At 36.0% G+C, this 14,420-nt stretch carries 13 protein-coding genes; 6 read left to right on the forward strand and 7 right to left on the reverse strand.

What is annotated here, in order from left to right:
- Together A3SG_RS22460 and A3SG_RS0114780 are read right to left on the reverse strand one after the other, a co-directional pair.
- Nucleotides 1-236, reverse strand: a 236-nt coding sequence (locus tag A3SG_RS22460) for a hypothetical protein (RefSeq protein WP_035664179.1), incomplete at its 3' end; no start/stop codon positions are given.
- A gap of 541 nt (nucleotides 237-777) precedes the next feature.
- Nucleotides 778-1,455, reverse strand: a complete 678-nt coding sequence (locus A3SG_RS0114780; RefSeq protein WP_035664184.1) for a DUF4294 domain-containing protein — start codon at nucleotides 1,453-1,455, stop codon at nucleotides 778-780.
- Between the two features lie 83 nt (nucleotides 1,456-1,538).
- Between A3SG_RS0114780 and A3SG_RS0114785 the strand changes: the two genes are divergently transcribed.
- A complete protein-coding gene (locus tag A3SG_RS0114785) occupies nucleotides 1,539-2,627 on the forward strand; it encodes a M42 family metallopeptidase (protein WP_016990784.1) in 1,089 nt (362 codons plus the stop codon).
- 146 nt (nucleotides 2,628-2,773) lie between these two features.
- Here the strand turns inward: A3SG_RS0114785 and A3SG_RS0114790 are convergent, their stop codons facing one another.
- The 5 genes from A3SG_RS0114790 to A3SG_RS0114810 form a co-directional block, all read right to left on the reverse strand.
- On the reverse strand, nucleotides 2,774-3,727 hold the full coding sequence (locus tag A3SG_RS0114790; RefSeq protein WP_016990785.1) for a phosphoribosylaminoimidazolesuccinocarboxamide synthase: 954 nt from the start codon (nucleotides 3,725-3,727) through the stop codon (nucleotides 2,774-2,776).
- A gap of 90 nt (nucleotides 3,728-3,817) precedes the next feature.
- On the reverse strand, nucleotides 3,818-6,166 hold the full coding sequence (locus tag A3SG_RS0114795; protein ID WP_016990786.1) for a S9 family peptidase: 2,349 nt from the start codon (nucleotides 6,164-6,166) through the stop codon (nucleotides 3,818-3,820).
- 59 nt (nucleotides 6,167-6,225) lie between these two features.
- Nucleotides 6,226-7,059, reverse strand: a complete 834-nt coding sequence (locus tag A3SG_RS0114800; RefSeq protein ID WP_016990787.1) for a Cof-type HAD-IIB family hydrolase — start codon at nucleotides 7,057-7,059, stop codon at nucleotides 6,226-6,228.
- Nucleotides 7,060-7,220: 161 nt separating this feature from the next.
- A complete protein-coding gene (locus A3SG_RS0114805; RefSeq protein ID WP_016990788.1) occupies nucleotides 7,221-8,036 on the reverse strand; it encodes an SDR family NAD(P)-dependent oxidoreductase in 816 nt (271 codons plus the stop codon).
- A gap of 156 nt (nucleotides 8,037-8,192) precedes the next feature.
- A complete protein-coding gene (locus tag A3SG_RS0114810) occupies nucleotides 8,193-9,143 on the reverse strand; it encodes a PhoH family protein (RefSeq protein ID WP_016990789.1) in 951 nt (316 codons plus the stop codon).
- Between the two features lie 195 nt (nucleotides 9,144-9,338).
- On the opposite strand from A3SG_RS0114810, the gene A3SG_RS0114815 reads away from it, so the two are divergent.
- The 5 genes from A3SG_RS0114815 (at nucleotide 9,339) to dnaN (ending at nucleotide 14,286) form a co-directional block, all read left to right on the forward strand.
- Entirely contained in the window at nucleotides 9,339-10,169 is an 831-nt protein-coding gene (locus A3SG_RS0114815; RefSeq protein WP_016990790.1) for an S-adenosyl-l-methionine hydroxide adenosyltransferase family protein, read from the forward strand.
- Between the two features lie 54 nt (nucleotides 10,170-10,223).
- A complete protein-coding gene (locus A3SG_RS0114820) occupies nucleotides 10,224-10,520 on the forward strand; it encodes a putative quinol monooxygenase (RefSeq protein ID WP_029596837.1) in 297 nt (98 codons plus the stop codon).
- Nucleotides 10,521-10,645: 125 nt separating this feature from the next.
- Nucleotides 10,646-11,371: a gliding motility-associated ABC transporter permease subunit GldF gene (gene gldF, locus A3SG_RS0114825; protein ID WP_016990792.1), complete on the forward strand. Its 726-nt coding sequence runs from the start codon at nucleotides 10,646-10,648 to the stop codon at nucleotides 11,369-11,371.
- Complete coding sequence (gene gldG, locus A3SG_RS0114830; protein ID WP_016990793.1) at nucleotides 11,371-13,056, forward strand: gliding motility-associated ABC transporter substrate-binding protein GldG; 1,686 nt, start codon at nucleotides 11,371-11,373, stop codon at nucleotides 13,054-13,056. The genes gldF and gldG overlap by 1 nt, the downstream gene beginning before the upstream one ends.
- A gap of 111 nt (nucleotides 13,057-13,167) precedes the next feature.
- Nucleotides 13,168-14,286: a DNA polymerase III subunit beta gene (gene dnaN / locus A3SG_RS0114835; protein WP_016990794.1), complete on the forward strand. Its 1,119-nt coding sequence runs from the start codon at nucleotides 13,168-13,170 to the stop codon at nucleotides 14,284-14,286.
- The last annotated feature ends 134 nt before the right edge of the window (nucleotides 14,287-14,420 follow it).

Genomic DNA, 14,420 nt, shown 5'->3' on the forward strand with positions numbered 1-14,420 from the left:
ATCTTTTTCGCCTCGATAATCACTTTTCGTGTTTCTCGAAGCGGATGCAAAAGTACAACTTCTTTTGTTTCTCGCAAGAAAAATTTAAAGTTTTTTTGAAGATTTAAATCCTCATTTTCTTTATCTCCTCTTACCAGTCTTTCAACGAACTTTGCATGTTTTGCGGGGTGCAAAGATAATAAGCTAATTCGAATTCTACAAGCTTTTTTTTGATTTATTTTAGAAATAATTTCCAACCTAATCCTTCAATCACCTGCCACTCTTCTACTGAACTTATTCGCTGTTGCGGGTGCAAAAGTACACTCTTTATGCGCTAATACAAGCTTTTTTATTGACTATTTTTTGATGTAATCGCAACACTAGGTTTAACTCACTGGAAATACGCTTTTTGAAGACGAAAGTTTTTTCCCTTCCCCTCCCGAAGTGTCGGGACTCTGCGCAGGAGAGGGTGACTTTATGGATGGAGTTTGTGTATTTTTACCATTCCTTACTACTATACAATAACAAACCTACTCTTGATTCACACACCGATTGGCACCTCATATTATATAGACTACTATATCTAAGCGTTGTTTTTAGCAAAATTATATATAATCTCGAAATGTTCCTCCTGAAATACTACTCGCATAGCCCCGATAGCAGTGCAAATCCTATCGAGCCGGCGTTCGGCGAGGTAGATTGTAACGAATAGCGGGAAATAGCTCCTGAAAATAAATTAATCACTCCCTATATATAGGTATAGCCTCTTTTTTTATTCAGGGGCACGCCCAAGCCATTTTATGGTGTTGCCCGCTGTGCTTTGGCTTCCCAGAAATCATTGAGCTTATCAATATCTACAGGCTGTGCCGGTGGTTGGTTCTGTAATCTCCCAGATTCAAAGGCTCTTGCCAGTATGGTTTCAATCAAAAAGTCTTCATTAGATTCATAAGGAGCAAATTCACTTTTCAAATTAATATCAAACATACTGGCTGCGGTGCTAGACCAAAAGGCTTTCCACCCGCTTTTCAGTGTTTTTACCAGTTCGTAAGTCGTGGTACCCGTTTGACGGTGGATTAGCTTTACCAATATTCGGCCTTGACTGCGCGACAATTTTTTAAGCTTTGCTTCAAATTCGTCATTGAGGTAACTTTCCACTATCTTGAAATACTTCTTCTTTTCTCTATTGGTGGAAAGCCTTGTCATACCTTTATTTAAAAGCGTTAATCTTTCGGAAGCCAATTTAGCATAAGGATAGGTTATATAGACTCTGCTTTGCAAAATCAGAAATCGTTTCTTGGCATCGGGATCCAACTTTTCTTTTGAAACAATAATTTCTTCGAGTTGAATCGTGTCATTAAGCACTTCGTCAGTATCCACTAAAACATAACCCATCTTTGTAGTGTCTTTAGAAATAACCTGTCCATGGGCCACTACCGTTAATAAAAGAAAGAAAAGCGAAAATCTAATAAACTGCATACAGAAAAATTTTATCGTAAAATTATACATTATATCTGCAAGTGTAATGCCAATTCTATAATTTAGCAAAAAATATATATTTTATGAGCACTAAATCGATATTAAAGAAATCCTCTATTACATTTTTAGAGCAATATTTAAACAACGCCTCCCCGACAGGCTTTGAAGCTGAAGGACAGAAATTATGGATGGAGTACTTAAAACCTTATGTTGATACCTTTATAACGGACACTTACGGAACAGCAGTGGGAATTATTAATCCTGACGCCCCTTATAAGGTAGTGATCGAAGGGCATGCCGATGAAATTTCCTGGTATGTTAATTATATCACTGACGATGGTTTAATATATGTTATTCGTAATGGAGGTTCAGACCACCAGATTGCTCCTTCAAAACGCGTTAACATTCATACTAAGAAAGGAATTATCAAAGGTGTTTTTGGATGGCCGGCTATTCATACCCGAAAAGGAGAAAAAGAAGAAAACGCTAAAATCAGCAATTTGTTCATCGACATAGGTTGTGAAACAAAAGAAGAGGTGGATAAAATGGGCGTTCATGTAGGATGTGTAATCACTTACCCAGATGAATTCATGATTCTAAACGAGAATAAATTTGTTTGTCGCGCCATTGATAACCGTATGGGTGGCTTTATGATTGCCGAAGTAGCTCGTTTATTGCATGAAAACAAAGTGAAATTGCCGTTCGGATTGTACATCACTAATTCAGTTCAGGAAGAAGTAGGTCTTCGTGGTGCAGAGATGATTACTAAAACCATCAAACCAAACGTAGCTATTGTTACTGACGTATGTCATGACTCTACTACTCCAATGATTGAGAAGAAGGTGGAAGGAGAAACAAAAATTGGAAAAGGACCAGTTGTTACTTATGCACCCGCAGTTCAAAATAACCTGAGAGAACTAATTCTAGAAACTGCCGAAGAGAAGAAAATTCCTTTTCAGCGTCTCGCTTCTTCAAGAGTTACTGGAACAGACACGGATGCATTTGCGTATAGCAATGGTGGTGTGGCTTCGGCTTTGATTTCACTTCCTTTGCGTTACATGCATACGACTGTCGAAATGGTACACCGTGATGATGTGGAAAATGTTATCAAATTAATATATGAAACGCTATTGAAGATAGAGAACAACGAAACGTTTTCTTATTTTAAATAGGGTTAGTAGCTATTCCTGCTATCTGCTTTATCTTTTTCTGGTTTCTAAAACGAAACCAGAAAAAGGATATCGCTTCTATCAGGGCTAAAAAAAACCGCAACTCCATCAAGGGTTGCGGTTTTCTTATCTATTTTGTATTTGCTTTTTTATCTATTCTCTAAATAAGTCAAGACGTTTTTTTCAATTCGTTCATTGATATTTGAAATGTCAGCCTTTACGAATTTTTCACCAAGGATTTTTTCATATAATTCAATATACCTTTCAGAAACTGTTTCAATGTATTCATCAGACATATCAGGAATTTGTTGTCCCTCTAAACCTTGAAAACCATTCTGAATTAACCAACGGCGTACAAATTCTTTTGACAATTGTTTTTGCTCCTCTCCTTTGTCTTGTCTTTCTTGATATCCTTCTGAATAAAAGTAGCGAGAAGAATCAGGCGTATGAATTTCGTCAATAAGAACAATAACTCCATCTTTAGTTTTACCAAATTCATATTTGGTGTCCACCAATATCAATCCACGGCTTGCTGCAATTTCAGTTCCTCTTTGAAATAAAGCTCTCGTATATTTTTCTAAAACTAAATAATCGGCTTCAGAAACGATTCCTTTAGACAGAATGTTTTCTCTCGAAATATCAGCATCGTGTTCTCCATTATCTGCTTTTGTTGTCGGCGTAATTATAGAAGTTGAAAATTTATCATTTTCTTTTAATCCTTCCGGCATTGGCACACCGCAAATTTCTCTTTTACCAAGCGCATATTCACGCGCCGCATGACCAGATAAGTATCCACGAATCACCATTTCTACTTTAAAAGGCACACATAAATGACCGACAGCTACACTAGGATCCGGAGTTGCAATCAACCAATTCGGAACAATATCTTGGGTTAATTCCATGAATTTAGTAGCAATTTGGTTCAAAATCTGACCTTTGTACGGAATTCCTTTTGGCAACACCACATCAAAAGCAGAAAGTCTATCTGTGGCAACCATAACTAAAAGGTCGTCATTGATATTATAAACTTCCCGTACTTTACCTCGATACACCGATTTTTGATTTGGAAAATTAAAATTAGTGGTTGTTATTGTATTGCTCATTATAATTGTTGTTGCGTTATCGTTTTTAATAGCTGCAAATTTATAATTATTTCAAACCAATTCCATAAAAAAGAGTCCTTTTTACGAACTCTATTTTTCAAGAAGTGTTTTATTGAATAAATCAAGGATTCGGCTGTATTCATCAACCCACGAGTAGGTTTCTTTAAAGCCATGCGCTTCAACAGGAAATGAGGATAGACTCCAGTTTTTCTTGCCCAGCTCAATAAAACGTTGTGATAAACGAACGACATCTTTATACTCCACATTATTATCCACCATTCCATGAAGCATCAATAAATTTCCCTGTAAATTATCAGCGAAATAAATTGGCGAACTTTTTTTGTAAGCATCCGGATCTGTTTCTGGGAAATTAAGGATATTCCCTGTGTATCCATGATTGTAGTGTGCCCAATCCGTTACCGAGCGTAATGCAGCACCTGATTCAAACTCATTAGGTTTTGTCAACATGGCCATTAGGGTAATAAAACCACCATAAGATCCGCCATACATTCCTACTTTTTCAGGATTAATTCCCAAGTTTTCTACCAAATAATTTTTACCCCCAATTTGATCTGACAAATCTTTCCCTCCCATAAATCGGTAAATCCCGGTTCTAAAGTCACGTCCATATCCATCACTTCCTCGATAATCGATATCTAAAACAGTGTACCCTAAATCAGTCAATAAATTGTGAAACATATACTCTCTATTGTAACTGCTCCAATAATTATGAGCATTTTGCAAATAACCGGCACCATGAACAAAGAGTATTGCTGCTTTATTTGCTTTGTACTTTTGGGGTTTGTATAATCTGGCATAGACTGCAGTTCCGTCCTGCGCTTTAAAAGTGATTACTTCAGGAGTACGCCATGCATAGCCTTTGAATACTTCGGTTGTAGAATTCGTTATTTGGCGAAGCGTCGTGCTTTTTTTGTTTTCACCAATAAATAATTCCCAAGGCTCGTTTTTAAACGAATAGCGAACCAATAAAGTGCTTTCATCCGGCGAAAGCGTCACTTCATGAGCTCCGTCTTTAATCAAAATTGGTTGCAAATCACCACCAGAAATACCTAATTTATAGAAACCCCTATTTCCTGGATGCGTTGTGTTAGTCGTTAAATAAAAAGCACTCTTATCTTTTGAAAGGCGTACTTCCCGAACTTCCCAATCTCCTTTTGTGTGTTGTTTTTTAATTTTTGTCTTAAGGTTGTAGGTATATAAGTGAGAATATCCCGTTGCTTCTGATTGAAAGTAAATGGTTTCATTATCTCCCAAAAAATCTAAAGTTCCTGAACTGTAAGCATAAGATGGAATACCAGGCCCTCCGATCCACGCTTCATCATGCTGATGGTCTAGTTCGTCAAAACTACCTTTTTCTAAATTCAATTGTACAATCCAGCGGTCTTTATTGTCCTGACTTCTAATCTCTGTTATAGCGTATGAACCGTCTTCACTATAAATAGGTTCTTGTACAAAAATTAATTTATCCTCTTTTTCCTTATTTTTAAGATTCTCATATAATTTATAATACTCTGGAGCATCTTGCATATGACTTAATGAACCAAAATTTATAAAATAAACGGAATCTTTTGCAACCGAATAGATTCCGAATTTAGAAGTAGTTAAATTAGCTATTGAAACTTTTTCTTTTGTATTCTGAACCTCGTTATATCCATCTGCAGTGATAAAAATTTCCATTTTTTCACTTTTTAAATTCGTTTCTTTAGTGAGCCTGAATGTCGCAAAATTACCTTTCGGACTCATTTTTAAACTCTGGAAAATACTTGTCCCGTAAAAATATTCTTTTGGGAAGTCAGCTTTATTTTCCTCTTTCTTTGCCGCAATATATTTTTTCTTTGTTTCCTGGTCGCGTATAAATTGAAACAATTCTTTTTGCTGACTTTTCAAAAAAGTTTCTTTATCCTCTTCTTTTTCCTTTTCTTTTCCTTTTTTGAAATTAGTAACTTGGATAAGTGTCCCTTGCTTTGTATCAAATTTAAGGATGTTTTCGTTTTGCATAAAAAACAAAACTCCATTATCCTTCCCTAGTTGTAAATTAGAAATTGGATTAGATTGTTGCAGTAGTTTTTTTATCGTTTTATTTTGGATAGAGTACGAGTACAGCGTCCCTTTATCAATATAGTAAGCGATATCAGTATATGGTTTACTTTTAAAATCCATTTTAGAAAATGCAGCTTCTTGAGAAGAAGTCAATTGGGGTTTTACCATATTCTTATCCCAAAAATACGTAGCGGCTTCTAATTCATTATTTGGATTCCAATCAAAATAAATTTTCTTGCCGTCCAAAGACCACCGTCCACTTGTTGGTTGAGAACCAATAAATTCATCCCCTTTCATTATTTCTTCTAACTTCAGATTCTGACTTTGCCCCGTTAAAGCAAGGATAAGAAATGCTAGAATAAAGATACATTTGGTCATTTTTATGTAATTTAGTTTACACAAAAATACACTTTGAATACTATAAAAACAATTCTACTTTATAATCGAAAGACGGTTGTCGTTTTGCGGTTCAAAACTCTTTCCAATAAAAACTTTGCGACACCATCTGCATCGTTAGTTCCGATTATCTCTAGGTGGGAAAGCTTACTTTTTAAACTGTCAGGAGCATTTCCCATTACTAAACCAACCGCAGTGGCATTCAACATTCTTTCATCATTGTACCCGTCACCAAAAGAAATGGTCTCGTGAAAATTTGAATTTTCTATTTCCAGAATCCTAGCAATAGCTAAACTTTTATCAACACTCTTGTCCATAAATTCCAAACAAAGCGGTAAACTAAATGCGTGACTAAAAACATCTGAATGCTTTTCTACTATTTTATCTCTCAGCTCCATTAATCTAGAATGACGATCATGTGTAAAAAACATTTTTATGGCACTCAAATCTTCTATTGTATCAAAATTCACAAGCTCAGGCAAATAATTTAATTCTGCCTGAAAACTGTTTAAGGCTTCATTGTGCTTGTTAGTCAGCCAGATATTTTCCTTAAACAAAACTGTTGTAAATCCAGAATCAATACCAAGAGACAAAACGGACTTTATAGCTTCACTATTTATGTCTAAAGAAAAAAGAAGTTCTTTTTGCGGGGAGTGAATTCGTGCCCCATTAGATGTCACTAAGTATACCGGACATCCTAAGCCGGCAACAATGGGCAACGCATCGAGATGATGACGTCCTGTAGCGATAATCAAAAGATAGCCTTGATTGTGAAGCTCTTGAAAAACCGATTTAGTATATTCTGATATTATATGATGTTGATTTAACAAGGTCCCGTCTAAATCACTTATTACTACCTTTATTCTCTTTTGCATATTGCTTTTTGTTATTCCAATTCCATTACAAATTTTCCTCAATATAAATAAACCACAAAAGAAATTGTCAAATTGACTTTTACTGTAGCATATATTTAACTTTTATTTATTCGGCTATGGAAGTGTCTTATATTTTAAAATGAGAAGCACATGCCAAAAAATTATTTAAAAACAGATTGCCTTATTATCCTACCAAATAAACGATATCCCATTCCAAATCTTAGGAAACTAAGTCCATTAGCATCAAAACCGATTGTATACCTTTTAAAATTTTTAGGCGGATTTTCTGCAATTTTAAGTAGTTCCCGAATAATTTGTGGTTTCAAACCCGTATTTTTTTTAGTTTTAATTTCCAATATCAAACTTATTTTCTCCATTAAATTATTGTAAGAGGGTAAGGATGATTGATTAGATTTAACTACATTTTTTTGAAAATTGGTCTGTGTATTTCCAAATTGAACTGTGGAAACGCTGATATTAAAATCGATTAATTCATAGGCCATGCACTCAGAAAAACTTTCAACTGCATGTTTCGTAGCATGGTAAAAACTCCCTAATGGCAAGTTCACTAAACCTGCAATGGAACTTATATTAATAAAGTGTCCCTTTTTCCGGGCTCTGAATTCAGGAATAAATGCTCTGCAGACTTTTACAACTCCAATCCAGTTTACATCAACAATCGTATTGATTTCAGCATCCTCAGATAATTCTACAAAACTTCTGTACCCTACTCCAGCATTATTAATTACAACGTCTATTATTTTAAAATCTTCAATTATTTTTTTCTTGGCGAGCGCGATGCTTTCAGTGGAAGTCACATCCAGCAAGTAACAACTTATGTTTTCTACACCTTCAAGCTCTTTCCCATGATCCATGTGAATCATAGTGGCAATAACATTCCAGCCATTTTTAGCAAAATGCAATGCTATCTCTTTCCCAATACCTCCGGAAGCTCCAGTTATGAGTACGTTCTTCAATGTGTCTGTTTTAAGCTTTATTATCGCACTACAATTAAACGCAAGGTTTTACTATTTATGCAACAACAAGAGTTAAATATTATATTAAAAAATACGACCCCTAGCGGGGCCGTACATAGCACTGATTTTACTATCTGAAAAATATACTTTTTATTTTTATTCTGGATTTTCCGTATATTTATAAGCATCCAATACTTTCTTAACTAATCGGTGTCTTACTATGTCTTTATCATCCAGATATACGATTCCGATTCCTTCAATATCTTTTAAAACCAACAAAGCCTCCTTCAAACCTGAAATGGTTCTTCGTGGCAAATCAACTTGTCCCGGATCACCAGTTACCATGAATTTTGCACTTTTCCCCATACGGGTCAGAAACATTTTCATTTGGGAATGTGTTGTATTTTGCGCCTCGTCCAAAATCACAAAAGCGTGATCCAGCGTCCGTCCTCGCATAAAGGCAAGCGGGGCAATTTGAATGATCCCTTTCAAAATATAATCTTCCAGTTTTTCATTTGGTATCATATCCCTTAAAGCGTCGTACAGCGGCTGCATGTAAGGATCTAATTTTTCTTTCATATCTCCTGGAAGAAACCCCAAGTTCTCCCCTGCTTCCACTGCCGGACGGGTAAGAATAATGCGCTTTACCTGTTTTTCTTTCAATGCTTTTACGGCCATTGCTACCCCCGTATAGGTTTTTCCAGTTCCTGCTGGACCTACAGCAAAAACCATATCATTTTTATTTATTGTGTCAACAAGCAATTGCTGGTTAGGTGTCATAGCCTTAATAATTTTACCACCAACACCGTGAACCAGGATTTTGTCATTAATTAGAACTCTTTTATCGTCCTGACTTTCGCCTAAAATAACACGCTCAATAACATTATTATCTATGTTGTTGTATCGTGTAAAGTGCAGCATTAGCCGTTGAAAACGATTTTCGAACTCGTCTAAGATTTCTTTTTCCCCAAATGCCTTTAAAGTAGTTCCTCGAGCAACGATCTTAAGCTTTGGGTAATATTTTTTAATTGTTTCAAGATGAGTGTCTTGAGCGCCCCAAAATTCTTTTGGCGCGATGTCTATGAGCTCGATTATTCTTTCGTTCAAAAGTTGTAGTTTTATATAAAAATTAATCAATTAATAAATACAATCCGTTTTGGTTTTAAACCTTCCTATTATTTCCGGTATTATTTGGAATTTGTTTTTTGTTTTTTGCTTTTTTGAATTTACTATTATTAGATTTGCATCACTCAAATTTAATGAAAATTAGGTTTAGAATACACCATAAGTTATAAAAAATATATGTCAATAATTACCCTTACTACCGATTACGGCTTAAAAGACCACTTTGTTGGTGCGTTGAAAGGGAAAATATTATCGGAGTATCCTGAAGTTTCCATCATAGACATTTCGCATCATATTGATCCATTCAACACAGTTGAAGCTAGTTACGTCATTAGTGCGGCCTATTCGAGTTTTCCCAAAGGAACTGTGCATTTAATAGGTGTGGATATGGAGTTGAATAAAGAGAACCAGCATATTGTCATGCAATGGAATGACTCTTACTTCATTGCTGCCGATAACGGTATTCTTAGCATGCTTTCGCAAAAAATTGTACCACAAAGAATGGTTGCCATCAACATTCATGACCGCTTACCTAGCGAAGCGACTGGCTTGGATGTTTTTGTTTTGGTAGCCTGTCATATCGCCAAAGGCGGATTATTAAATGTCATTGGAAAAGAAATCAATAGCCTGAAGCAAATAACCGAATTAAAAGCCGCTATTTCTGATGACAACAATATATTAAAAGGCCATGTCGTTTATATAGATCATTTTGGCAACGTGGTGACCAACATCAGTAAAAGACAGTTCGTGGAATTTGCCAAAGGCAGACCCTATGAGATTATAATGAAAACTAAAAACATCAAAACCATTTTGCCCAATTACTCCGCGATTGCCAATTCTGATAAATATCAGATCAAGAATTATGAAGGTGAAAAACTGGCGATTTTTAATGAAGCCGGTTTTCTCGAAATCGCTATTTTCAGAAGTAACCCGTCTAAAGTGGGCTCAGCAAATAGCCTATTGGGGTTAAATTATAGAGATGTCGTTGCTATCCAATTTAAGAATTAAAGATTACCCTAAAGAGAAAAGATCTAAAAAAAACAATCGTTAATCATAAAACACATGTTTGTACGAATAGTAAAATTGAGTTTTCACGAAGAAAACATTCCCGCATTCCTGGAAAATTTCGAATCAATTAAAGAACGTATCCGGTGTGCTCCTGGAAACCGTTTATTAGAGCTATATCAGGACAAAGAGAACAAAAGTATCTTTTTTACATATAGCTATTGGGATACCGAATCAGATTTAGAAAATTACAGAAATTCTGAGTTCTTCAATGAAGTTTGGACTTTTACGAAAAAATTATTCAATGGTAAACCTGAGGCTTGGAGTGTGGACAAGTTAGCCAGTTTGCAGTAATCAGTTTACAGCAGCCTTGTAATAAAGGGTACTTTTTAGAAAACGATAAGAGATAGAAAATAAAACTTTGCGCCTTAGCATCTCTGCCAGCGGCAGAGCAATCTTTGGCAAATTAAACAACATACATGAAAGCCTTATTATTAAAAGAAATTAAGTCCTTTTTTGGATCCCCAATAGGTTATTTGGTAATCGCACTATTTCTGATTCTGAACGGATTATTCCTTTGGGTTTTCGAAGGAGACTACAACATCCTGAACACCGGTTTTGCTAATATGACACCATTTTTCACTTTAGCCCCCTGGATTTTAATTTTCCTGATTCCTGCGGTAACCATGCGCAGCTTTTCCGATGAGAAAAAGCAGGGAACACTGGAGTTGCTTTTAACAAAACCCTTGAGTCTCTGGCAGATTGTCAACGGGAAATTTCTCGGTGCAGTACTACTCATTGTAATGGCTATTATTCCGACGTTCATTTATGTAGAAGTGATCTCCAACTTAGGAATGCCCGCAGGAAATATAGATATGGGAAGTACAATTGGTTCTTATGTCGGACTGTTGTTCCTGGTTAGTGCATATTCTTCCATCGGAATTTTCACGTCTACCCTATCCGATAATCAAATCGTGGCTTTTATCCTCTCCGTATTTTTGTGTTTCTTTTTCTATTTTGGCTTTGAAAGCATAGCCTCGCTAACCCACTCTTTTTCAACTCTAATCTCCGCTTTTGGAATGCAAGATCACTTTAAAAGTATGGGGCGTGGCGTGATTGACACCAGAGACGTGCTGTATTTTTTGAGTATAACGGTGTTATTTCTTTCGTTTACTGTCTATAATCTTAAATCTTTCAAATTATAATGGTACCACTTAAAAAAAGCAACCTAAAATCGGTATTGATTACAATCGGACTTTTGCTGATTATAAACGCGATCGGAAACCAGTTTTTTCATCGTTTTGATTTAACAAAGGATCATAGATATACCCTATCCACCACTTCTTTAGACATAGTCAGAGAAGTGAAAGAACCGCTGTATATCAAAATATACCTACAAGGAGATTTGCCCCCTGAATTCAAAAGGCTGCAGCAAGAAACGCAGCAGCTATTGGAAGAATTTCAAGCCTATAACCAAAATATCGTTTTCGAATTCATCGATCCATTGGAAAACGAAGATGCCAGTATGGATAACATCAAAGAGTTGTACCGAAAGGGATTAACTCCTGTAAATATAACAGTTGATGACAAGGGAAAACAGTCGCAAGCCATGGTCTTTCCATGGGCTGTCGCGGTATATCAAAACAAAGAAGTCAATATTCCGTTATTGAAAAACCGAATGGGCGCTACGACCACTGAAATGGTCATAGGTTCGGTACAACATCTCGAATATTCGATATCGGATGCCTTCAATAAAGTTACCACGGTGAAGCAAAAAACGGTTGCCGTAATCAAAGGCAACGGTGAGCTTCAGGATGTGTTAATGGCTAAATTCCTGTTGCAGATAAGAGAAAGTTATCACATAGGACCTTTTACTTTAGATTCGGTTGCAAAAGACCCTACAGGCAGCCTCAATGCTTTACAAAAATATGATTTGGCCATTATCGCCAAACCTACAGAAATGTTCTCTGATGCTGAAAAGCAGGTCTTGGATCAATTTATAATTAACGGAGGAAAAACACTGTGGCTTGTGGAGCAGATAAATGTGGAGATGGACAGTCTGTACAATCCTTCAGGATCTACATTTGCGTTTCCAAGGGATTTGAATTTGAACGATATGTTCTTTAAATATGGTTTCCGCATTAACCCGGACATAGTCAAAGACGAACAAGGAAGTCCTATAAAACTGGCAACGGGAGAACAGGGAAGCGCCACACAATACCAGGAGTTCAACTGGAAGTTTGCCCCATTAGTATATCCGGAGAGTACGCATCCAATAGTAAAAAATTTAGGCGGAATCAAATTTGATTTTGCAAATCCCATCGACACGCTGAAAAACAAAATCAAGAAAACAATACTGCTCAAATCCTCCCAATATTCCAAGAGAATTGGCGCACCAGTAGAAGTGAATTTAGATATTGTAGCCGAAGAAACCAGCCCCAACCATTACATCAAAACCGGAAACATGCCGCTTGCCCTATTGCTGGAGGGATCCTTCCATTCCATGTTTGAAAACAGGGTCTTGCCTTTTGAACAAGCAACGTTTGAGTCCGCAGGAAAAAAGAATAAAATGATTGTGATTTCTGACGGGGATTTGATAAAAAATCAACTGGATAAAAACTTCCAACCCGTCGAACTGGGTTACGATCAACGGTCCGGAAATTTATACGACAATAAGGATTTTATGCTGAATTGTGTCAGTTACCTATTAGACGATACCGGACTTATTAACATTCGAAGCAAGGATCTGGATTTGCCTTTATTGGACAAAGAAAAAGTTTTTGAAAACTACGGCAAGACGCAAGTCATAACTATCGGGCTGCCACTTCTAATCTTAGTGTTATTTGGCGTTTTATTTACGTACCTCAGAAAAAGAAAATACGGTCAGTAGATGTTAATAAAAAAGTTTCAATACTAGAATAGTTTACAATATATTTGTAAAATGTATTGTATTTTACAAATCAAAATAAAATAGATACCTAAAAAAAATAAAATAAAACAGATGAAATTTATAGTATCGAGTTCGTACTTATTAAAACAATTACAGGTTTTAGGTAATGTTATCAACAGCAGCAATACTTTGCCGATTTTGGACAACTTCCTATTTGAGTTAGACAACAACGAATTAACGGTTTCGGCAAGTGATTTAGAGACTACAATGTCTGCTAACCTAGCTATTGATTCCACCAGTAAAGGAAGTGTTGCCGTACCGGCAAAATTACTATTGGAGATCCTTAAAACTTTTCCAGAACAACCGTTAACTTTTACTGTTGAAGAAAACAGCACGATTGAGATTAGTTCAAACTCCGGTAAATATGCTTTGGCGTATGCTCCTGGTGATGAATTTCCAAAATCTGTTAACTTGGAAGAGCCTTCTGTAACTTTAGTTCCCGCTGACGTATTGGCAACAGCCATAAGCAAAACTATCTTTGCTGCCGGTAACGATGATTTACGTCCGGTAATGTCCGGTGTATTTTTTCAGTTTTCTCCGGAAGGATTAACTTTTGTGGCAACTGACGCACACAAACTTGTAAAATATGCACGTACAGATGTAAAAGCGTCTCAAGTGGCTGATTTTATTATGCCAAAGAAACCTTTGACTATTCTAAAAAATATCCTTTCTGCTTCAGATGCTGAAGTGAAAATTGAATACAACGATTCGAATGCCACTTTTTCTTTCGATAATTATATTTTAATGTGTCGTTTAATAGATGGAAAATATCCAAACTACGAAGCGGTAATACCAAAAGAGAATCCAAATAAATTAATGATTGACCGTTCACAATTTTTGAGTTCTGTTCGTCGTGTTGCTATTTTCTCTAACAAAACAACACACCAAATTCGTTTGAAAATTGCAGGTGCTGAATTGAATGTTTCTGCAGAAGATATTGATTACTCTAACAAAGCAGAGGAAAGATTGACTTGTGATTATCAAGGAGACGATATGCAAATAGGATATAACTCCCGTTTTCTTACTGAAATGTTGACTAATCTGCAATCAGATATGATTATGCTTGAAATGTCATTGCCTAACAGAGCTGGGATTCTTACACCTGTTGATGGACTAGAAGAAGGCGAAACGGTAACGATGCTCGTGATGCCAGTGATGCTAAACAGTTAACAATAAATTAGGATTTTGTTATGTTTAATTTTTGATAGTCAAATATTATTATTATCATTGTGAAACGATTACGCTATTAACCAAACCATTTTTATATTTAAAAAAACCGCTATTTCCTAACCAGGATATGCGGT

This window comes from Flavobacterium sp. ACAM 123 (genome assembly GCF_000264055.1).
Classification (GTDB): domain Bacteria; phylum Bacteroidota; class Bacteroidia; order Flavobacteriales; family Flavobacteriaceae; genus Flavobacterium.

Bases quoted from the DNA above. Each gene is read 5' to 3' on its own strand.
- dnaN (WP_016990794.1), top strand. From the start codon at position 13,168: ATGAAATTTATAGTATCGAGTTCGTACTTATTAAAACAATTACAGGTT.
- A3SG_RS0114790 (WP_016990785.1), bottom strand. From the start codon at position 3,727: ATGAGCAATACAATAACAACCACTAATTTTAATTTTCCAAATCAAAAA.
- A3SG_RS0114785 (WP_016990784.1), top strand. From the start codon at position 1,539: ATGAGCACTAAATCGATATTAAAGAAATCCTCTATTACATTTTTAGAG.
- gldF (WP_016990792.1), top strand. From the start codon at position 10,646: ATGAAAGCCTTATTATTAAAAGAAATTAAGTCCTTTTTTGGATCCCCA.
- gldG (WP_016990793.1), top strand. From the start codon at position 11,371: ATGGTACCACTTAAAAAAAGCAACCTAAAATCGGTATTGATTACAATC.
- A3SG_RS0114820 (WP_029596837.1), top strand. From the start codon at position 10,224: ATGTTTGTACGAATAGTAAAATTGAGTTTTCACGAAGAAAACATTCCC.
- A3SG_RS0114800 (WP_016990787.1), bottom strand. From the start codon at position 7,059: ATGCAAAAGAGAATAAAGGTAGTAATAAGTGATTTAGACGGGACCTTG.
- A3SG_RS0114780 (WP_035664184.1), bottom strand. From the start codon at position 1,455: ATGCAGTTTATTAGATTTTCGCTTTTCTTTCTTTTATTAACGGTAGTG.
- A3SG_RS0114815 (WP_016990790.1), top strand. From the start codon at position 9,339: ATGTCAATAATTACCCTTACTACCGATTACGGCTTAAAAGACCACTTT.
- A3SG_RS0114795 (WP_016990786.1), bottom strand. From the start codon at position 6,166: ATGACCAAATGTATCTTTATTCTAGCATTTCTTATCCTTGCTTTAACG.